18 protein-coding genes are annotated in these 18,940 nt (G+C 61.1%); 14 read left to right on the plus strand and 4 right to left on the minus strand.

Translation table 11 applies throughout. The features are described 5' to 3' along the window. Positions 1-37: 37 nt before the first annotated feature. From K3767_RS00815 to K3767_RS00865, 11 genes are all read left to right on the plus strand, one after another. The gene (locus K3767_RS00815) at positions 38-763 is read left to right on the plus strand and encodes a hypothetical protein (RefSeq protein WP_221171665.1); all 726 of its coding nucleotides are present in this window, start codon (positions 38-40) and stop codon (positions 761-763) included. Next, positions 764-3,199 carry a TIGR03960 family B12-binding radical SAM protein gene (locus K3767_RS00820; protein ID WP_221171666.1) on the plus strand — a complete coding sequence of 812 codons (2,436 nt, stop codon included), beginning with the start codon at positions 764-766 and terminating at the stop codon, positions 3,197-3,199. It abuts the gene before it with no gap. 31 nt (positions 3,200-3,230) lie between these two features. Next, complete coding sequence (locus K3767_RS00825) at positions 3,231-4,868, plus strand: GspE/PulE family protein (RefSeq protein WP_221171667.1); 1,638 nt, start codon at positions 3,231-3,233, stop codon at positions 4,866-4,868. After that, on the plus strand, positions 4,868-6,073 hold the full coding sequence (locus tag K3767_RS00830) for a type II secretion system F family protein (protein ID WP_221171668.1): 1,206 nt from the start codon (positions 4,868-4,870) through the stop codon (positions 6,071-6,073). Before K3767_RS00825 ends, K3767_RS00830 begins: the two co-directional genes overlap by 1 nt. Next, positions 6,048-6,983, plus strand: coding sequence for an ExeA family protein (locus tag K3767_RS00835; protein WP_221171669.1), 936 nt, complete (start codon positions 6,048-6,050; stop codon positions 6,981-6,983). Before K3767_RS00830 ends, K3767_RS00835 begins: the two co-directional genes overlap by 26 nt. Further along, entirely contained in the window at positions 6,961-8,262 is a 1,302-nt protein-coding gene (locus K3767_RS00840; protein WP_221171670.1) for a YbjN domain-containing protein, read from the plus strand. The genes K3767_RS00835 and K3767_RS00840 overlap by 23 nt, the downstream gene beginning before the upstream one ends. Beyond that, the gene (locus K3767_RS00845) at positions 8,259-8,678 is read left to right on the plus strand and encodes a hypothetical protein (RefSeq protein ID WP_221171671.1); all 420 of its coding nucleotides are present in this window, start codon (positions 8,259-8,261) and stop codon (positions 8,676-8,678) included. Before K3767_RS00840 ends, K3767_RS00845 begins: the two co-directional genes overlap by 4 nt. A gap of 3 nt (positions 8,679-8,681) precedes the next feature. Next, positions 8,682-9,128 (plus strand): hypothetical protein, encoded by a 447-nt coding sequence (locus K3767_RS00850; protein WP_221171672.1) that lies wholly within the window; start codon positions 8,682-8,684, stop codon positions 9,126-9,128. After that, complete coding sequence (locus tag K3767_RS00855) at positions 9,109-10,632, plus strand: hypothetical protein (RefSeq protein WP_221171673.1); 1,524 nt, start codon at positions 9,109-9,111, stop codon at positions 10,630-10,632. Before K3767_RS00850 ends, K3767_RS00855 begins: the two co-directional genes overlap by 20 nt. Before the next feature lie 344 nt (positions 10,633-10,976). Then, positions 10,977-11,477: a hypothetical protein gene (locus K3767_RS00860; protein ID WP_221171674.1), complete on the plus strand. Its 501-nt coding sequence runs from the start codon at positions 10,977-10,979 to the stop codon at positions 11,475-11,477. Then, the gene (locus K3767_RS00865) at positions 11,474-12,478 is read left to right on the plus strand and encodes an NAD(P)H-dependent glycerol-3-phosphate dehydrogenase (RefSeq protein ID WP_221171675.1); all 1,005 of its coding nucleotides are present in this window, start codon (positions 11,474-11,476) and stop codon (positions 12,476-12,478) included. Before K3767_RS00860 ends, K3767_RS00865 begins: the two co-directional genes overlap by 4 nt. On the opposite strand, the gene K3767_RS00870 is transcribed toward K3767_RS00865, so the two are convergent. The 4 genes from K3767_RS00870 to K3767_RS00885 are packed head-to-tail and all read right to left on the minus strand — an operon-like array spanning position 12,423 to position 14,998. Further along, positions 12,423-12,800, minus strand: coding sequence for a polymer-forming cytoskeletal protein (locus K3767_RS00870; RefSeq protein WP_221171676.1), 378 nt, complete (start codon positions 12,798-12,800; stop codon positions 12,423-12,425). The two genes, K3767_RS00865 and K3767_RS00870, sit on opposite strands and share 56 nt — an antisense overlap. Continuing rightward, positions 12,797-13,705: a peptidoglycan DD-metalloendopeptidase family protein gene (locus K3767_RS00875; protein WP_221171677.1), complete on the minus strand. Its 909-nt coding sequence runs from the start codon at positions 13,703-13,705 to the stop codon at positions 12,797-12,799. The genes K3767_RS00870 and K3767_RS00875 overlap by 4 nt, the downstream gene beginning before the upstream one ends. Further along, a complete protein-coding gene (gene amrA / locus K3767_RS00880; protein WP_221171678.1) occupies positions 13,702-14,265 on the minus strand; it encodes an AmmeMemoRadiSam system protein A in 564 nt (187 codons plus the stop codon). Before amrA ends, K3767_RS00875 begins: the two co-directional genes overlap by 4 nt. Then, positions 14,255-14,998, minus strand: a complete 744-nt coding sequence (locus K3767_RS00885; protein ID WP_221171679.1) for a DsbC family protein — start codon at positions 14,996-14,998, stop codon at positions 14,255-14,257. Before K3767_RS00885 ends, amrA begins: the two co-directional genes overlap by 11 nt. Positions 14,999-15,158: 160 nt before the next feature. On the opposite strand from K3767_RS00885, the gene K3767_RS00890 reads away from it, so the two are divergent. Genes K3767_RS00890 through rlmN form a run of 3 tightly spaced genes read left to right on the plus strand, consistent with a single transcriptional unit; the run spans position 15,159 to position 18,933 of the window. After that, entirely contained in the window at positions 15,159-16,316 is a 1,158-nt protein-coding gene (locus K3767_RS00890) for an alanine--glyoxylate aminotransferase family protein (protein ID WP_221171680.1), read from the plus strand. After that, entirely contained in the window at positions 16,313-17,893 is a 1,581-nt protein-coding gene (gene serA / locus K3767_RS00895) for a phosphoglycerate dehydrogenase (RefSeq protein ID WP_221171681.1), read from the plus strand. Before K3767_RS00890 ends, serA begins: the two co-directional genes overlap by 4 nt. Further along, the gene (gene rlmN, locus K3767_RS00900) at positions 17,890-18,933 is read left to right on the plus strand and encodes a 23S rRNA (adenine(2503)-C(2))-methyltransferase RlmN (protein WP_221171682.1); all 1,044 of its coding nucleotides are present in this window, start codon (positions 17,890-17,892) and stop codon (positions 18,931-18,933) included. Before serA ends, rlmN begins: the two co-directional genes overlap by 4 nt. Positions 18,934-18,940 lie beyond the last annotated feature (7 nt).

Genomic DNA, 18,940 nt, shown 5'->3' on the forward strand with positions numbered 1-18,940 from the left:
GTAATATAATGACAGAAAAATTCCACAGGGAAGGGATATGAGCGCCGTAAAGAGAGAGTGGGATCCGGAAATTCTGGTCGAAGTTTTCAGGAAGTATCTGGAGGAACATCCGGAGGTGGTCTCCCGAATTCTCGGTTCCTCGGCAATCCTGGAAAAACTGGTTACTAAGGAGGACCTCAAACTCCTCCTGGAGCTTTTGAACTCCCGCTTCGAGGCCATGGAAAGACGCTTCGAGGCGCTCCAGCGGGAAATGGACAAGCGCTTCGAAGCCATGGACAAACGCTTCGAGGCCATGGAAAAAGCCAATCAGCAACGCTTCGAAGCCATGGACAAACGCTTCGAGGCCATGGAAAAAGCCAATCAGCAACGCTTCGAAGCCATGGACAAACGCTTCGAGGCCATGGAAAAAGCCAATCAGCAACGCTTCGAAGCCATGGACAAACGCTTCGAGGCGCTCCAGCGGGAAATGGACAAGCGCTTCGAAGCCATGGACAAACGCTTCGAGGCCATGGAGAAGACCAATCAACAACGCTTCGAGGCCATAAACGGACGCTTCGAGGCGCTCCAGCGGGAAATGGACAAGCGCTTCGAGGCCATGGAAAAACGCTTCGAGGCCATGGAAAAAGCCAATCAGCAACGCTTCGAGGCCATGAGCAAACGCTTCGAGGCGCTTGAAAAGCGTCTTTCTTTTCTCCAGTGGTTCACCGGGCTGGGTTTTACCTTCGTCAGCATCCTTCTCGTGCTTCTCAAATTTTTCGGCTAGATGTATCCCGCGGAGCTTCTTCCCCGCGTCCGCAAGCCCGCTCGCTATCTGGACGGCGAGGTCAACGCCTTCCGCAAGCCCTGGGAGGAGGCGGAGGTCCGTTTCTGTCTGGTTTATCCGGATCTTTACGAAATCGGTATGTCCCACATAGGGCTCCTCATCCTTTACCTCATTCTGAACAGCCGGGAGGGCTTCCTGGCGGACCGGGCTTATGTTCCGGCCCGGGATCTGGAACGACTCCTGCGGGAAAGGGGGCTAACCCTTCTTTCCTGGGAGCACTCTCGTCCGCTTCGGGATTTCGATGTGGTGGGAATTTCCTATCCTTACGAGCTCTGCGCCACCAACATTGTGACCGTGCTCGAGCTTTCCGGCATTCCGATTCTGGCCGGGGAGCGTGGTGAGGGGGATCCCCTCGTTCTCGGCGGGGGCTCGGCCATGGCCAATCCGGAACCGGTGGCGGACTTTTACGACGCCATCGTGTTCGGGGACGGAGAGGAGGCCATCGTCGAGGTGGCCGAGGTGGTCAGGGAATGGAAGGCCGCCCGGGGCACGCGAAGGGAGCTTCTCGAGGCCCTTACGAGGCTTCCGGGGCTTTATGTGCCGGCCTACTTCCGTCCGGTTTACGATGAAGGACGGCTCGCGGCGGTAGAACCCTTAAAGCCCGGTTACGAAAGGGTACGCCGGCGCGTGGTGGCGGATCTCGACGCCGTGGTCTATCCCTTTCGCCCCCCGGTGCCCTGGTTTGCCGCCCACGATCGGCTCTCCGTAGAAATCTCCCGGGGCTGCACCAGGGGATGCCGCTTCTGTCAGGCGAGCTCCATTTACCGTCCGGTGAGGGAACGAAGCCCGGAGAGGGTGCTGGCCCTGGCCGAGGAGGGGCTTTCCGCCACCGGCTACGAGGAACTCTCCCTCCTTTCCCTTTCCGCCGGAGATTACACGGCGCTGGAGAGCCTGGTAAGGGCCCTCTATCGCCGTTTCGGAGAAAAACGGGTCTCCCTGTCCCTCCCCTCTTTGAGGGTGGGAAGCCTCACGCCGGGCCTTCTGGAGGTCCTCTCCCGGGGACGCCGCACTGGGCTGACCCTGGCCCCCGAGGCCGGGACCGAACGCCTCCGCCGGGTCATCAACAAGGACATTTCCGAAGAGGAGCTGCTGCGGGGGGCTGAACTCGCCCGGGAGCTGGGCTGGCGCGACCTCAAGCTTTACTTCATGATCGGGCTTCCCACCGAGACCGAGGAGGATCTCGAGGCCATACCGGCTCTCGCCCGCAGGGTTCGCAAGGCCGGCCGCGGCCTCGAGGTCACCGTCTCCGTGTCCACCTTCGTGCCCAAACCCCACACCCCCTTTCAGTGGGAGCGCCAGATAGACCTAGAGGCGACGCGGGAGAGACTGCGTTTCCTGAAACGGCGGACGCGCGGCCGCGGGCTGCGGCTCAAGTGGCACCTCCCGGAGCAGAGTTTCCTCGAGGGCGTGCTCTCCCGGGGAGACCGGCGGCTTTCCACCCTCATTCTGGAGGCCCATCGGCTCGGAGCCCGCCTTGACGGGTGGAGCGAGGAGTTCCGTCTGGAACGCTGGCTCGCCGCCGCCCGCAACTTAGGCCTGGATCTTTCCGCCTACCTTCGGGAACGCGACCCGGCGGAGGTCCTCCCCTGGGAGCACCTGGAAAGCGGTCTTGCCCGGGAGTTCCTCCTTGCCGAAAGGGAGAGGGCCCTGCGCGGAGAGGTCTCCCCCGATTGCCGTTTCGAAAAGTGTCTCCGATGCGGGGTCTGCGGAAAGGAGATCCGCAATCGCCTCTTCTCCCCGGTGGAAGACCGCGAGCCCCTTCCGGACCTTCCCGCAAGCGAATCCCTTTTCTGGTACCGGGTGATTTACGCCAGGGAGGGGACCGCCAGTTTTCTTTCTCAGATCGAGGTCCAGAGGGTCCTGGAGCGGGCTCTGCGAAGGGCCGGTGTGCCGCTGGCCTTCACCCGGGGGTTCAATCCCCGCCCGAAACTCTCCTTCGGCCGAGCCCTTCCGGTGGGAGTGGCCTCCCAACGGGAGGTCTTCTTCGTGGCCCTTTCCGCGGAGATCCCCGCGGAGGTCTTCCGGAACGCGTTTTCCCGGCAGTTGCCGGAGGGATTTTCGGTGCGCGAGGTAAGCAGGGTGCCCGAACCGGAAAGGGAACCGGGAGAGGCCCTCTTTGAGGCCGTTCTTCCGGGCGGGGTATCCCCGGAAGGCGTAGAAAGACGCCTCCGCACGCCGCTTACGGTGAAACGGTCCGGAGGATCCCGGACCCTGAATCTCGAAGAATGGATAGGAGAGTGGCGGGTGGAGGGAGACCGACTTCGATTCACCCTGAGGCTGGCCTCCGGAGGCCCACGTCCCGAGGAGGTGGCCGCTCACCTCCTGGGAGAATCCCCCGAGGAAATCCTGGCCCGGGGCCTGAAAAAGCTTGCCTAAATCGGCCTAATTTTCTATAAAGAAGAAGATCATGGAAAGAAAACCCATAGGTCAGCTTCTCAAGGAGCGGGGGCTTCTCACCGAGGAACACATCCGTTTCGCCCTTCTGGAGCAGAAGGCCACCCGGGAGCGCCTGGGGGAGATCCTGGTGCGGCTCGGGATGGTCACGGACTTCGAGGTGGCTCAGGTTCTGGCCGAGCAGGCGGGACTTCCCTTCGAGGACATTTCCGCCCTATCCCCCGAGCCGCAGGCCCTGCTCAAGGTCTCCCCGGCCTTTGCCCGTCAGCGGGAGGTGCTTCCCCTGCGGATCTCCGGGGGTGCCCTGGTGGTGGCCCTGCACGATCCCTTCGATCCGATCCTCCAGGAGGCGGTGTCCCGGGTCTCCGGCATGAGGATTCAGCCCCTGGTGGCCCCCCGTTCCCAGATCACCCGGGCCCTGGAACGCTATTACTACTTTCTGGAAAATCCCCCGGAAAAGGACCTCGAGGCGGTTACCGAAAGGCTCCGCGAGAACCCCAACGCCGAGGTCCAGATGGAGGACCTCATCGAAAAACTCCTCATCGTGGCCACCGGTCGAAGGGTCACGGACATCCACATTACCCCCTCGGAGAAGACCACCCAGATCTTCTTTCGCATCGACGGGGTGCTGGAACCCTTCTGGGTCTTTCCCCGGGCCATCCACAACCGGCTCATCGGGGCCATAAAGGTGCGGGCGGGGATGGACATAGCCGAGACCCGGCTGCCTCAGGACGGACGCATGCCCTTTCGATTCCTGGGGGAGGAATACGATCTCCGCATCTCCACCGTGCGCACCCCGGCGGGGGAAAACATGGTCCTCCGCGTCCTGTCTCTGGGGGGCACGGTGTATCACCTGAGCAGCCTGGGGTTTACCGAGGAGGAGGTGGCCGTCATCCGGGATCTCTTTGAAAAACCCTACGGAATGTTTCTGGTCACCGGTCCCACCGGCTCGGGGAAGACCACTACCCTTTACGCCGGGCTGAGGCTGCTCAACCTTCTCGAAAAAAATGTGCTTACCGCGGAGGACCCCATAGAGTATCGTCTGCCCCTGGCCCGCCAGACCCAGGTGAACGAGGAGGCCGGTTACACCTTCGCCCGGGCCATCCGGCACTTCCTGCGTCAGGATCCGGATGTGATCCTGGTGGGAGAGGTCCGGGACGAGGAGACCGCGGAAATGGCCATAAGAAGCGCTCTTACCGGGCACCTGTTTCTCTCCACCCTGCACACCAACGACGCCCTTTCCGCCCTTTATCGCCTGAAGGACCTGGGGGTGAGCGCGGACCTCCTGGCCTCCTCCCTCCTGGGGGTGCTGGCCCAGCGGCTGGTGAGAAAGATCTGTCCCTACTGCCGCGAGGAATATCGTCCCCCGGAATCCCTGCTCAAGCATTACGATCTGCCGCCGGATCGTGCGTATTACCGGGGCAAGGGGTGCGAGCAGTGTCAGGGTCGGGGGTATCTGGGACGAACCGTGGTGGCGGAGATCTTTCGCCTGGACGAGAGAATCAAGACCCTGGTAGCCGAGGACGCGCCGCTGGTTAAGATCGCCGAGGCGGCCCTAAAGGCCGGCATGCGCACCCTCCGCGACTCCGCCAGACAGAAGGTCCTTCAGGGAATTACCACCGTGGAAGAGATTCGCAGGGTGGTGGGGTAATGCCTCTTTATCGGTTTAAGGCCCTGACCCGGGACGGAAGTATAGTCAAGGATCAAGTGGAGTTCCCGGACCTGCGGGCCCTCTATCAGTACATCCAGCAGGAAGGTCTGGTGCTCATCAAGTACTCCTCCCGTCCGGTCTTCCCCTGGGATCGCCTCACCTTCAAGGGGGTTTCCCGGCCCGAGCTCGCGGAACTGTGCCACAACCTGGCCCTGCTGGTGCGGGGAGGGGTGCCACTTTTTCAGGCCCTGCGCGACCTGAGGGAGGCCACCCCCAATCCCCGGCTCAAAAAGGCCCTGGGAGTGCTCCTTCAGGAGATTCGGGCCGGAAATCCCCTTTCCGCGGGCATGGAAAGGGAAAAGGGCGTCTTCCCCGGGATCGTGCGCTCGCTCGCGGCGCTGGGGGAGGAGACCGGTCGCCTGGATCACACCCTGGAGGAGGCTGCCCAGCATCTCTACCGCATTCACACCATCATCACCCAGACCAAGCGGGCCATGCTCTACCCGGCCTTCGTCCTGGTGGCCATGACCGGAGCCCTCCTCTTCTGGCTGCTTTTCGTCCTGCCCAAGATCCTGGGACTCTTCGCCCAGATGCAGGTGGCCCTCCCGGCCCCCACCCGCTTCCTCATGGTCACGGTGTCCTTCCTGCAGTCCTACATACCGTACCTTGCGGGAGCCGCAATGGTTCTGCTGGTAACCTCGCTGATCCTTTACCGCAGGTTCCCCTGGTTTAGACTACACATAGAAAAAATTCTCCTTAAACTTCCCGTCGTATCCCGCGTTAAGCGTAGTTCTATACTTGCTTTCTTTTTTGAGTATCTGGCTTTACTCCTTGGTGCAGGAATTGATATCCTACGCAGTTTTGATATCATGGCCATGAACATCCAGAGTGAACTGTGTAAGAGAATTATCAGGGAAATGAGAGAAGGGGTGCTGAGAGGTGAAGGTTTCCGGGATGTAGCCTCCCGCTCGGGTCTGTTTTCGCCTCTGGACCTCAGGATGATCGCGGTGGGGGAGGAGACGGGACGACTGGTGGACCAGCTGCGTTATCTGGCCAGACATTATTACGAAATCATTCAGGGACTGGTGGAGACCCTGAGCAAGATTCTGGAGCCGGTGCTTATCGTCGTCACCGGTTTGATCTTTCTCCTGATCGTAATAGCGTTAATAGGGCCCATCTATGAGCTCATCTCCCAGATACACTGAAGTTCCCGATTATCTGGGCTTTTTCGGCCTGAGGGACCATCCCTTCCGTATTACGCCGGATACGGACTACTTTTATCCCTCGCGAGCCCACAAGGCCGCCCTCGAGGCCCTCAAGTACGGCATTTTGCGGCGGGAGGGATTCCTGGTGCTCACCGGCGAGCCGGGCACGGGCAAGACGCTTCTCATCCGGATGCTCTTTCGGGAGCTTCCCGAAGAGGTGGTTACGGCCATGGTGCTGACGCCGGCCCTGGGGCCGGAGGCCCTCTTCGAGGCCGTTCTGGAGGATCTGGAGATCCGGGCCTCGGGATCCAAAGAGGCCATGCTCAAGACCTTCAGGGATTACCTCTTTGAGCTTTCCCGGCGGGGGCGCACCCTTTTGCTGGTGATCGACGAGGCGCAGAATCTCCCCCCGGAAAGCCTGGAGGAGTTGCGGCTCCTTTCCAACTTTGAGACCGAGAAGGGTAAGCTCCTCCAGATTCTCCTTTCCGGACAGCCCGCCCTGGAGGAGAAGCTCCGCTCCCCGGAGCTGGCCCAGCTGGCCCAGAGGATTACGGTGTGGGAGAGGCTGTCTCCCTTTTCCCGGGAGGAGGTAGCGGACTATGTGCGTTTTCGGCTGGCCCGGGCCGGAGGGGCCGGGATAGTCTTTTCCCGGGGGGCCGAGGGGGAACTCACCCGTTTGAGCGGGGGGATCCCCAGAGTCATAAACAAGATCATGGATCGGGCTCTGCTCGTGGCCTTCGCCCGGGGTACCCATCGCCTGAGTCCGGGGCTTCTGCGGGAGGCGGCGGAGGCAGCGGCCCTGCCCTCCACCGCGATTCGAACCGGCGGGAAAAGGATCCGGTGGATGGCCGGATTGGTCTTATTGGTGCTTCTTCTGGGGCTGGCCTATGTCTACCTTGTGGGTCGTTAAACCCAAAGGGGAGGGCTTCGTAGGGCTTCGGGCCTCCGGTGGTCGCCGGGGCTGGACCTTTTCGGAGGTGCGGGAGCTCGAGCCCGGAGAACTCCGGAATCGTCCCGTTCTGGCCCTGGATACCCGGCCCCAGGTTTACTTTTCCCGTGAGACCCTGACCAAGGGCCCTCGCGAGATCCTGGCCATTCAGGCCGAGGACAAGGTCCGGGAGTCCGGCTTTTTTACCGGGACCTTCAGAGTGGTCTTTCACAAACTTTCGGAAGGGCCGGTCAACATTGAGGTCGGGCTTCTGGCCCTGGATCCCTCCGGAGCGGAGGGGCTGCTCAGGCGGCTCGGAGAGGTTCAGGCTCGCCTCAAGGGGATCTATCACGAGGTCCTGGGGCTGGCCTACCTGGTGGCCCGGGAGGACGGAGAACCGATCCTGACCGCCCGGTTGAACGAGGAGGGGCTCTGGCTGGTGGTCTCCGAAAGGGGACACCCCACCTACATGCGCTTTCAGGCCGTGGACGAGTTCCTGGGGGTGGAGGGACTCCCGGTGGAAGAAAACATCCTGGCGGTACTCGATTATTACGAGAGGTTTTTCGGGAAACCCATCCGCCGGCTCTTCCCCTGCGGTCCGCTAAGGGATCGCCTCCGTGAGGCCGGACACCTGGAGGTGTGGACCCCTTCCCTCGAAGGCTTTAAGGCCCGCGAGGAGGACATCCTTACCCATCCGGAGCTCTTCGGAGCCCCTTTCGTCCCCGGGGACTACAACCTCCTTCCCCCCTATCACCGAAGCTTCCTCCGGGGCCTGGAGTGGGTGCGTTACGCCGGAGCGGCCCTTTTCGCGATAACCATACTGAATTACGGTCTCTTTTTTCACCTTTATCGCAAGAATCGTCACCTGGATCGAGAGCTGAGGGGGCTCTCCCGGCAGTTACAGCGGAATATCGCCCGGCTGGAAAAAGACTATCCCCCGGATCAGGTGGAAAAACTCCGGATGTACCTCGAGTTGAAGAAAAAGTTCGAGGCTCAGCCCCGCATGGACGAATTTCTCTGGTGGCTGGCCCAGAAGTTGCCCGAGGGGGTGCGGGTCAAAGAAATACGGGTGCGCAGGGAGGCTCAGGGATACCGGCTGAGGCTTTCCTTCGCGTTTGAGGGGAGGCTCCGCCCGGCTCGACGGGCCTTTTACTCCTTTTTCGAGGCCTTCAAAGAGAGAGCCCGGGTGGAGAAGAGTCGTTTCGACTACGACGAACTGAACCAAAAGGCCTCCTTTTTCCTGGAGGTGCGTCTCCGATGAGGGAGCTTCTGCGCGTCTATCGCCGGGAGTGGCTGGGGCTGGTGGCTCTGCTCGCCGTCTTCACCCTGAGTTTCTACCTGGTGATGCGAGCCTACTCCCACTATCGGAAAGACCTTCACCTTGTCCGTCAGACCCGGAGCAGTCTGGCCCAGACCCGGGACCTTTTGACCCGCCTGGAAACCTACGGTAGATATCCATTCTGGCGCCGCCTCACCCCCCCGCAGGAAATCCAGATTCTGGAAAAGGTGGGACTCCGCCCCCTCGATGAGGCCATCCTTAAACTTTCCGAGCTTTACACCGAACGGGGCTTTTTCTTCCTGGAGGAATTTCGGCTTAACACCTGCGTGGAGACGGGAGGGCGACGCCGTGGTTGCGTGCCCCACCTCCTGGTAAGAGGAAAAAAGGCGGTTTTTTGAACCATGGGAAGGTACATAGGATATCTGGTCTGGTGGGGACCGGTGCTCGTGGCGCTTACGATCTGCGCCCTTATTTACTGGCACCTTCGCCCCGATCTTTCCCGCCTGAGGGTCCCGCGTCCTCCGGAGGTTTACCGGAATCTGCCCCGGGTCTCTCCGGAAGTCGTAAAGTATGTCCCGGTTAGCCCGGTGCCGATCAGGGGTTTTGAGGAACCCCCGCCTTCTGCCCCCGCATCCCCCCGTGCGCTCGTCTCTCCCAGGTCTTACTACGAACTGAAAGCCGTGTTACGGGTGGGAAGACGGGCGATCTGCAAGTTTGAGGATAGTCTCTTCACGGTGGGCGATTCTCTGGGGCCCTTTAAAATAGTAAAAATCGGAGAAAATTATGTGGTACTCAGGGGCAAGAGGAAAACGATCAGGGTTTTTGTGGGTGAAAAGCTGGCTTTTTAGCCTGTGTATCCTCCTTCTGTGGGGATGCGCAGCCCACACCCCTCCTCCCTCACCGGAGCCCTCCCCGAATCCGGTTCCAGGGGGCTCCCCCGCTTCCCCCAAAAAGGAAACTCCCGATGCGGCGGTTCCGGTCATCAAACCTGTTTTCAAAAAGATCTCACCTCTGGAGACGCACCGGCTGAGTCTCTCTCTCCACCGGGAGGACGCTCTGGAGGTATTTTATCTTCTGGCCCGGGAGGCCGGGTTGAACCTGGTGATTTCCAAGGAGGTTAACCAGTACCTTCCCCCGGAGGCCCGGCTGATTACCGCGGAGTTTCACGACTACACCATAAAAGAAATTCTGGACACCCTGTGTCGGATCCTGGACCTTCACTACGAGATAAAGGAAGGAGTGATTTATGTAGAGGCCTTTCAGGAGCGAATATTTGATCTTTCCTTCCTTCAGACCCTTCGGGGGGCCAAATTCAACATCGGGGGGGATGTCCTGGGAGGGGTGGGAGGATATTCCACCGGAGGCGGCGGTACCGCCGGTGGCACCGCCGGCACCAGCGGCACCACCGAGTTCGTCTCTCCCCTCCAGGGACGATACGAGGTCACCGGAGAGACGGCCCGGGAATCCACGGACATATACAAACAGCTCGAGGCCTCCCTCAAGGCCCTTCTCTCCAAGGAGGGCACCTTCACCCTCAATCGACTCACCGGGAACCTCTATGTGCGCGATCATCCTTCCCGGGTGCGCCGGGTGGCGGAATTCGTGGAACGGCTCAAGAAACGCTACAGCCGCCAGGTACTCATCGAAGCCAAGATCGTGGAGGTGGACCTCTCCCGGGGACACGACCTAGGTATCGACTGGGTGACCCTGCGCGACACCCGCCTGCCCACGGTCTCCAGCGCCAGTCTCGACCTTCGCTCCGGCATGCCCACCCTCACCTTTTCCTACCAGCACAAGCCCTCCTTCGAGGGCGTTCTCAAACTCCTAGAAAGGTACGGGAGGGTGCACATCCTTTCCAATCCCCGAATAAGGGTACTCCACGGCCAGCCCGCCCTGATCAGCGTGGGCCGCTCCGTGGGATATGTGCGGGAGATAACCCGGGAAGTCATCTCCTCGGAAAACATCTCGCAGACCCAGACCACCGTGGACACCAGCGCCATCTTCGACGGGCTTTTGCTGGGGGTCACCCCGCACATCACCGACTCCGGAGAAATCATCCTCCACATCGTTCCCATCAAGAGCGACCTGGTGGAGTTGCGCCGGGAGGAATTTGGCCAGAACACCGCCGTTACCCTTCCCCAGGTGAACCTGCGGGAGATGAGTACCGTTATCCGGGTTACCGATCACGACCTCATTGTCATCGGCGGACTGATCCTCAACAAGAAAAACACCGAGACCCGGAGCGTGTGGGGACTGGGTCGTCTTCCCGGCGTAGGGGCCCTTTTCCGGCATTCGGTAAGATCCTCGGACAAGGTGGAACTGGTAATCCTTCTCCGGGTATCTCTGGTCTAACGGTAATGAGCAAACTTTACGACATCCTCAAGGAAATAGAGAGGAAACCCGCGGACAAATCCCCTTCGGAAGGGGCCTCCACCGGGGGCCGGAACCGACTCCCGGGACGACCGCTGTGGCTTGCGGGATTGGTATTCCTCTTTTTCCTGGCGTCAGGGGGAAGTTTTTGGGTGTTTGAAAGGACGATCCTGCACAGGACTCAACCCCCGCGGAGGATCTCTTCGGGGATGAGGCCTCCTCCTTCTCCAAGGATCGGGGCTCCGACCAAAACCAAAGCGGTCACGAAAGTCGGCCCCGGGGAAAAGAAGTCGACCGCTCCTTCAGGGCTCCCGGAGAGGGTGGTTTTGCTCCGCACGGAAAAGTCCGAGCCGAAGGGAGGGAGAGCCTCACCGCCCCGCAAGAGTTCGCCGCGCCCCGAAACCCGGGCAGAGGTTCGCAAAAACCCGGCGGTACCCCCGCCCCTGGCCCCGGAGGAGAGGCTGCGAGGGCTTCTGGTGCGAGCCGAAGTCCTGCGGGCGGAGGGACGCTGTGAGGAGGCCCTTCCCCTTTATCAGGAGTATCTCCGGGCCCGGCGGGATCCGGGAGTGCTCAACAATTACGGGGCCTGCCTGTGGCTTGAGGGAAGGCTTTCCGAGGCCGATCGGGTCTTCCGGCAGGCCCTGAAACTCAAAAACGATCCCCTTATAAGACTCAACCTGGTACTTCTAGCCCTGGAAAGAGGGGACCTGGAGAACGCCTGTCGGCAATTCCGTTTCCTGACCGGGAATCTTTCGGATCCCTCGGCGCGAAGCCTCTACGAAGCCGCCCGAATACGCCTTAAGGGAAGGTGCGTCCGGAACCGATGAAGATCACCGTGGTGGGGGCCGGAAGCTGGGGCACGGCGCTCGGGAAGATCTGGGCCGAGGCGGGCCACCGGGTCACCCTTCTTGCACGCCGTAGTGCGGTGGCCGAAAACATAAATGTCCGGAGGGAAAATCCCGATTACCTTCCCGGGATCAAGCTTCCCCCGGGGTTGCGGGCGACAACCGACCCCGGAAAGGCCCTGAAAGGGGCCGACCTCGTGGTCTGGGCGGTCCCCTGCCAGAGGTTGCGGGAGGTGGTCTCCACCCTGCGAAATCACCTTCCGCCCGGAGGCCCTTTCCTTTCGGTAATCAAGGGGCTTGAGGTAGCCGGTCTCAGAACTCCCCTTGAAGTACTGCGGGAGGTCCTCGAAAGAGGCCTTTTCATGGTGCTTTCCGGACCCAGCTTCGCCCTGGAGGTGGCCCGGGGACTTCCCACGGCGGTGGTTCTGGCCGGAGAGGACGAGGGCACGGTTTCCCGCTGGCAGGAGGCCCTGGCCACGGAGAGATTCCGTATCTATCGCAGCCGGGATGTGCGGGGGGTGGAACTCTGCGGAGCCCTGAAGAATGTAGTGGCCATTGCCGCGGGGATCAGCGACGGACTCGGGCTGGGGCTGAACGCCCGGGCAGCCCTCATAACCAGGGGGCTTGCCGAGATCATGAGGCTGGGGATCAGGCTGGGCGCCGATCCCCTCACTTTCTCGGGACTCTCCGGCCTGGGGGATCTGGTGCTCACCTGCACCGGAAACCTCTCCCGAAACTACACCGTGGGCTATCGTCTGGCCAGAGGCGAAAGCCTTCAGACCGTTCTGCATTCCCTGGGGCAGGTGGCCGAGGGGGTGGAGACGGTGAAGGCGGTACGCAAACTGGCTCATGAACTTTCCATCGAAATGCCCATCACCGAGGCGGTATATCGCATCCTTTACGCCGGCGAGCCCCCCGAAGTCGCCCTCAAGGGGCTTCTGGAACGCCCCCTGAAACCGGAATTTGCCCCTCTTCGACCTTAATTGTGCCCTCTATGCGGGCCCCCTCCTCCACGGTAAGTCTCTCCGTAAATATCTCCCCCCGAACGAAACCCGAGCTTCTGAGGTCGAGATGGCGGACCCGAATGATCCCCTCCAGTTTCCCGAAACAGACCACTTCCTCGGCCTGAATCTCTCCCTTAAGCACCCCGGTGTCCCCCACCACGATGCTTTCACCCCGTATCCTGCCGCTCAACTCTCCCTCGAATCGTATCCTCCCGGAGAAGACGAGCTCACCTTCCAGCTTTAATCCCGCCCCGATGTAAGCACTTATTTCCGGAGGCTGTTTCTTGCGGGACAATCTCATTTAGAGACTTTTTCTCCACGGGAAAGCCTTATTCGAATGTAACGGTAGGGGTTGAGGTACCTTCCGTAGCGCCGGACCTCGTAGTGAAGGTGCGGGCCGGTGCTACGCCCCGTATTGCCGAGATAGCCTATGATCTGCCCCCGTTTGACTTTCTGTCCGGCGCGCACGGTTATCTTTTGAAGATGACCGTAAAGGGTGCTGTACCCGTAACCGTGACGGATAACCACCACCTTGCCGTATCCGCTGTGCCGCCCCGCGTAAACGACCTTTCCGTCCGCGGTGCTTCTCACGGGGGTGCCGGGATAGCTCACCAGATCGATCCCGGTGTGAAAGGCGGGTTTTCCGGTAAAGGGATCCCGGCGCCGACCGAAACCCGAAGATATATACCCCGGACAGGGACGACCTATGGGAACACGGGAAAGAACACCGAGATAGGCATCCACCGTGGTGATCAAATCCTGATAATTTTCCGAAAGCGGCACATAGATTCCTCCCTCGCCTTCGGGGAGTTTTCCCGGCCGCAGGGGACCACCGCGATAGTTCTTGCGTGCTTCAGGCAAATAGCGCTTGAGCCCCAGATCCGAAACCAGCTTCTCGATCACTTTCGAACGGGCCTTGAGCTCCCCCACCGCACCGGCCAGAAGCTCCTGCTTCTCCTTCTTGAGGGCCGCTATCTTCGTCTCCAGAATCCGGTTTTCCTTTTCCAGATCCCTGATCTTCGTCTCGAGGGCCAGCCGCTTCTCTCGGAGTTTTCGGATCTCGGGAACCGAAAAGAGGCCCACCAGACCGAGCACGAACCACAAAAGCCCCATTATCCCCATCAGCCTCAGGAGGGATACCGGGATGCTGATCCTTCGCGTTTGCTTTTCGTCGGAAAGGATAATCAGATGGAGATAGCGCTTCATGTCGTTCCTTCCCGGAAGTCCTTTTCGCTGAAGATCTCCGCGGTGAAGAGGTAAAGTTCGGTTTCCGGATCCTGCCAGCACCGGGGAGGAAGCCCGGCCTTGAGACACACATGATCCAGGAAGGTTTCCCGATCCCATCCGTGTTCCACGGCTACCTGAGGAAGAAGCACACCCCGGTACACTCCCTTAACCACATACACCCCGTGACGCCCCACCTCCACCTCCTCGGGCCGACCCCGCCGGAGAGGCGATAGAACGGAGATTTCTATTTCCACTTCGGGGAGCTCTTCCGCGGAAAGAGGGGGGAAGCGAGGATCGTTAAAGGCCGCGGCCAGGGCCATTTCCCGTACCACCTCGTAGAGGGGGGCCCTGGCCTCGAAGGTTCCGATGCATCCGCGGAGTTGCCCGTGCCTGTGCAGGGTCACGAAAGCCCCCCGGGGCTCCTTTAGCCCCTCAAAAGGTGGAACCCGGGGTTCCGCCTTACGGCCACTCAGGGCCGCGGCTATAGTATCCCGGGCCAGCTGCAAGAGATAGAGTCTCTCCCGAGGCTCAAGAGGCATTGCCCAGCAGTTCCAGGAGTTTCTCCCTGGAAAGCACCCCCGAGTGAGTGGCTCCGGAAGGCAGCACATAGGTGGGGGTCCCCCTTATGCCCAGAGCCTTCACGAATCGAGCCCCCTCCTCCACCTTCTTCTTTCCTTCCGCACACATCTTGTTTCCGTTGTAAGGAACCAGCAGGGCCTCGAAACCTTTACCCTCGCAGATCATGGAGATGGCCTTCTGTTTAGCCCTGGGATGCAGGCGTTCCAGAGGGAAAAACACCACATTTACCCGGACCTTATTCTCCCGAATGAGCTCCCACAGGATCCTTTCGGCCCTCTGACAGAAAGGACAGTCCGGATCGATAATAAAGAAAATTTCCGGCCCCTTCCCCGCGGAAAAGGCCACATATCGTCTGAGCTTGCGCATCTCCTCCGGGGAAAGCTTTATCCGGTTGAGTTCCGCCAGTTTTTCCCCGGTGAGATCCCGGACCTTTTCACCCAGTTCCACGATCCGTCCGGCAATGAGGTAGCGTCCGCTTTCGTCGAGGTAGGTGATCCCCTTTCGTCCTCCCCCGGCGGGCTGGATGATCACCTCGCAGAGTCCCTTTATGGGAGCAGGCGCCACCGAAAGCACCCTCAACGATTGCCTGGAAATCTTCCGCAGAATCTTTTCCGCCTCCTTGGAAGAGGGACAGGCCTGAACCCCTGCCCCCACAAGGAAAAAGGCCAGCCACACGAAGATAACCTTTTTCATGCTCTCCTCCCGTATGGATTCGGTTCGCTCAGAGGATACCATACACGGCTTGGAAAAGGAAGCGCACCAAAGAAACCTCCCCGCAAGAAGAGCCGGTCAGGGTGGTCATCCGGCGGAAGTGGGGTAAATTAGGCCCGATAAAAACCGAGGAGGCGGGCGAATGTTCAAAAAATGGCACTTATTCACTCCGGGTCCGGTTCCGGTTTCCTCGCGGGTGCTTCTGGCCGGTGCGGGGGAGATTCCGCACCATCGTCTTCCCGAATTTTCCCGTATCCTTGCCGAGGTGCGGGAGGACCTGCGTTATCTCTTTCAGACCGAGCGACCGGTCTTCTTCTTCGCGTCCTCCGGGACCGGGGCCATGGAAGCCGCGGTGGCCAACCTCTTTTCTCCGGGGGAAAGGGTCCTGGTGGTGCGCGGGGGAAAGTTCGGGGAACGCTGGGGAGAGATCGCCGAGGCCTACGGTCTCCGTCCCGCCTACCTGGATGTTCCCTGGGGTACGGCGGTCCGCCCGGAGGAGGTGGAGGAGGCTTTGATCAGGGATCCGGAGATCAGGGCCGTCCTGGTACAGGCCCACGAGACCTCCACGGGGGTTAAACACCCGGTGAGGGAACTGGCGGAGCTGAGCCGATCCCGGGAGGTCCTCCTGGTGGTGGATGCCATTTCCGCCCTCGGGGTGTACCCTTTACCCATGGATGAATGGGGACTGGATGTGGTGGTGGCCGGCTCCCAGAAGAGTCTTGCCCTTCCCCCCGGGCTTTCCTTTATCGCCCTTTCCGAGCGGGCCTGGGAACGGGTGGAAAGATCCGGCTCCCCGCGCTACTACTTCGACCTGCGCAGGGAGTGGAAGGCCTACCGGAAGGAGACCACCGCCTACACTCCGGCGGTATCTCTCCTCCTCTGTCTGCGCGAGTCGCTCAAAACGATTCGGGAGCTGGGGCTCGAAAGGCTCTTCGCCCACTATGCGCTGATTTCCCGGGCCTGTCGGGAAGGGGTTCGGGCCATGGGGCTCGAGGTCTTTTCCGATCCTCCCTGCGAGGCCCTTACCGTGGTGAAACTACCGGAGGATCTCGACGGCGGACGGCTCACCAAACTCCTGCGGCAGCGCTACGGGGTGGTGCTGGCCGGGGGACAGGGCCGGCTTAAGGGAAAGGTGGTGCGCATCACCCACATGGGCTACCAGAGCCCCCTCGAGGTGGTGCTGGCCCTTTCGGCCCTTGCGGTGGGGCTTTCGGAGCTGGGCCATCCCGTTAAAATGGAAGCCGGGGTCTTGCGAGCCCTGGAGATCATCAGGGAAGAAGGAAAGGAGGTTTACGCATGAAGGTCCTGGTAACGGATCCGCTTTTGCCGGAGGGGCTGGAGATCCTGAGGAAGGCCGGCCTGACCGTGGAGGAAAGGATCGGGCTTTCGCCGGAGGAACTGAGGGAGGCCATTCGCGAGGCGGAGGCCATCATCATCCGGAGCGGCACGAAGCTTACCGCGGACATCATCGAGGCCGCCGAAAGGCTCCGGGTCATCGCCCGGGCCGGAACCGGCCTCGACAATGTGGACCTCGAGGCGGCCAGTCGCCGGGGCATCGTGGTCATGAACTGCCCCGGGGGAAACACCAACTCCGCGGCGGAACACACCCTGGCCCTGATGTTTGCCCTGGCCCGCAACATCCCCCAGGCCATGGCTTCGCTTAAGGCCGGGCGCTGGGAGCGCAAGAAGTTCATGGGGCGCGAACTCATGGGCAAGACCCTGGGTATCGTGGGTCTGGGGAGGATCGGTTCGGTGGTGGCCGAGCGGGCCCAGGGGCTCAAAATGAAGGTCGTCGCCTACGATCCCTTCGTGACCCCGGAACGGGCCTCGGAAATGGGCGTGGAGCTGGTCTCCCTGGACGAACTATACGCCCGGGCGGACATCATCACCGTGCATGTGCCCCTCATGAAGGAGACCTACCACCTCATCAACGCGGAAAGTTTCGCCAAGATGAAAGACGGGGTGCTCTTCATAAACTGCGCCCGGGGAGGCATCGTGGACGAAATGGCCCTTTACGAGGCCATGAAGAGCGGGAAGGTGGCCGGGGCGGCCCTGGATGTCTTCGAGAAGGAGCCCCCGGATCCGGACCATCCCCTTCTTAAGATGGAAAACTTCGTGTGCACGCCCCACCTGGGGGCCTCCACCCTTGAAGCGCAGAAGAATGTGGCCGTGGCCGTGGCCACCCAGGTGGTGGATTTCCTGGTGCACGGGGTGGTCCGCAACGCGGTGAACATGCCCTCGGTCTCCGCCGAAGCCCTCAAGGTCCTTCAGCCCTACCTGGTACTGGCCGAGAAACTGGGAAGTCTCCAGGCCCAGCTTGCCGAGGGCCCGGTGGAGGAGGTTCACATCGAATACCAGGGGGAGGTGTCGAGACTCGACACCGCGCCCCTTACCCTCTCCCTGATGAAGGGACTCCTTTCCCGCGCCCTGAGGGAGGATGTTAATTATGTGAACGCCCTTTTCCGGGCCAAGGAACGGGGCATAAAGGTCAAGGAATCCAGAACCGAGACCGCCGAGGACTTCCTGAACCTCATCGGGGTGAGGGTCCGGTTTCGGGGCGGGGAAAACTATGTGGCCGGGACCCTCTTCGGCAAGAAGGAACCACGCATCGTAAGGATAAACGACTTCCGGCTGGACGCCCTTCCCGAAGGCCCCATGCTCTACATCCACAACGAGGATCGCCCCGGAGTGATCGGTCTCATCGGGGTTACTCTGGGCGAGGCCGACCTCAACATCTCCCGGATGTATGTGGGGCAGGAACCGGAGAAGCGGCGCAATGTGATCCTGCTTTCCCTGGATCGGCTACCCGAGGAAAAGGTCCTCTCCGCCCTGCGCAATCTCCCGCATGTGTTTTCGGTGAAACCGCTGGAGCTATGAAGGTGAACCTGCGGGATCTGACTCCGGAGGAACTGGAACACTTCATGACGGACCGGGGCGAGCCGGCCTACCGGGGGCGTCAGATCTTTCGGTGGCTGGCCCGACCGGAGGTGGAAGACTTTTCTCAGATGACCGATTTGCCCAGGGACCTCCGGGAAAGGCTTTCCCGGGAGGCTTCCCTGGAACTCCCCGAGACGGTGGAGCGGAAACTTTCCACGGACGGGACGGTTAAGCTGGCCCTCAGGCTCCGGGACGGGGAGGTGATCGAGTGCGTGCTCATCCCGGAGCGGGACCACTACACCCTGTGCGTGTCCACTCAGGTGGGTTGCGCCATGGGGTGTCGTTTCTGTCTCACCGGACGCATGGGGTTTCGGCGCAACCTTTCCCCCGGCGAGATCGTCTCCCAGGTGATTCTGGCCCGTCGCTTCATGGCCGAGGCCGGTCTTGAGGATCGCCCTCTCCGCAACCTGGTCTTCATGGGAATGGGGGAGCCGCTAGCCAACTACCGCCACCTGGTCAAGGCCCTTAAGATCCTCACCCATCCCAAGGGATTCCACTTCGCCCGCAAGCGCACTACGGTTTCCACGGTGGGGCTGGTCCCTCAGATCCGGGCTCTGGCCGAGGAATTTCCGGTGGCGCTAGCCATCTCCCTCCACGCCCCGGACAACTCCCTTCGCGAAAAACTCATCCCCGCCACCCGGCGCTATCCCCTGGAAGAGATCCTCGCCGCCTGTCGGGACTATCCCCTCCGGCGGGGGGCCAGGATCACCGTGGAATATGTGTTGCTGGCCGGAGTGAACGATCACCCCTGGCAGGCCCGGCGCCTGGTGGAGATTCTGCGGGGGATTCCCTCCAAGGTGAATCTGATCCCCTTCAACCCCCATCCGGAGCTACCCTTCCGACGCCCATCGGAGGAGCGCATCCGGCGTTTTCAGGAAATCATCCTCTCAGAAGGGCTGGTAGCCACGGTGCGCAAGAGCAAGGGGCTGGACATCGGCGCCGCCTGCGGACAGCTCAGGTCCGAATTGTCCCTTTCCTGAGGCGTCT

Origin of the sequence: Thermosulfurimonas sp. F29 (assembly GCF_019688735.1) — a bacterium.
Lineage (GTDB): Bacteria > Desulfobacterota > Thermodesulfobacteria > Thermodesulfobacteriales > Thermodesulfobacteriaceae > Thermosulfurimonas_A.

Bases quoted from the DNA above. Each gene is read 5' to 3' on its own strand.
- K3767_RS00815 (WP_221171665.1), top strand. From the start codon at position 38: ATGAGCGCCGTAAAGAGAGAGTGGGATCCGGAAATTCTGGTCGAAGTT.
- K3767_RS00820 (WP_221171666.1), top strand. From the start codon at position 764: ATGTATCCCGCGGAGCTTCTTCCCCGCGTCCGCAAGCCCGCTCGCTAT.
- K3767_RS00825 (WP_221171667.1), top strand. From the start codon at position 3,231: ATGGAAAGAAAACCCATAGGTCAGCTTCTCAAGGAGCGGGGGCTTCTC.
- K3767_RS00830 (WP_221171668.1), top strand. From the start codon at position 4,868: ATGCCTCTTTATCGGTTTAAGGCCCTGACCCGGGACGGAAGTATAGTC.
- K3767_RS00835 (WP_221171669.1), top strand. From the start codon at position 6,048: ATGAGCTCATCTCCCAGATACACTGAAGTTCCCGATTATCTGGGCTTT.
- K3767_RS00840 (WP_221171670.1), top strand. From the start codon at position 6,961: ATGTCTACCTTGTGGGTCGTTAAACCCAAAGGGGAGGGCTTCGTAGGG.
- K3767_RS00845 (WP_221171671.1), top strand. From the start codon at position 8,259: ATGAGGGAGCTTCTGCGCGTCTATCGCCGGGAGTGGCTGGGGCTGGTG.
- K3767_RS00850 (WP_221171672.1), top strand. From the start codon at position 8,682: ATGGGAAGGTACATAGGATATCTGGTCTGGTGGGGACCGGTGCTCGTG.
- K3767_RS00865 (WP_221171675.1), top strand. From the start codon at position 11,474: ATGAAGATCACCGTGGTGGGGGCCGGAAGCTGGGGCACGGCGCTCGGG.
- K3767_RS00870 (WP_221171676.1), bottom strand. From the start codon at position 12,800: ATGAGATTGTCCCGCAAGAAACAGCCTCCGGAAATAAGTGCTTACATC.
- K3767_RS00875 (WP_221171677.1), bottom strand. From the start codon at position 13,705: ATGAAGCGCTATCTCCATCTGATTATCCTTTCCGACGAAAAGCAAACG.
- amrA (WP_221171678.1), bottom strand. From the start codon at position 14,265: ATGCCTCTTGAGCCTCGGGAGAGACTCTATCTCTTGCAGCTGGCCCGG.
- K3767_RS00885 (WP_221171679.1), bottom strand. From the start codon at position 14,998: ATGAAAAAGGTTATCTTCGTGTGGCTGGCCTTTTTCCTTGTGGGGGCA.
- K3767_RS00890 (WP_221171680.1), top strand. From the start codon at position 15,159: ATGTTCAAAAAATGGCACTTATTCACTCCGGGTCCGGTTCCGGTTTCC.
- serA (WP_221171681.1), top strand. From the start codon at position 16,313: ATGAAGGTCCTGGTAACGGATCCGCTTTTGCCGGAGGGGCTGGAGATC.
- rlmN (WP_221171682.1), top strand. From the start codon at position 17,890: ATGAAGGTGAACCTGCGGGATCTGACTCCGGAGGAACTGGAACACTTC.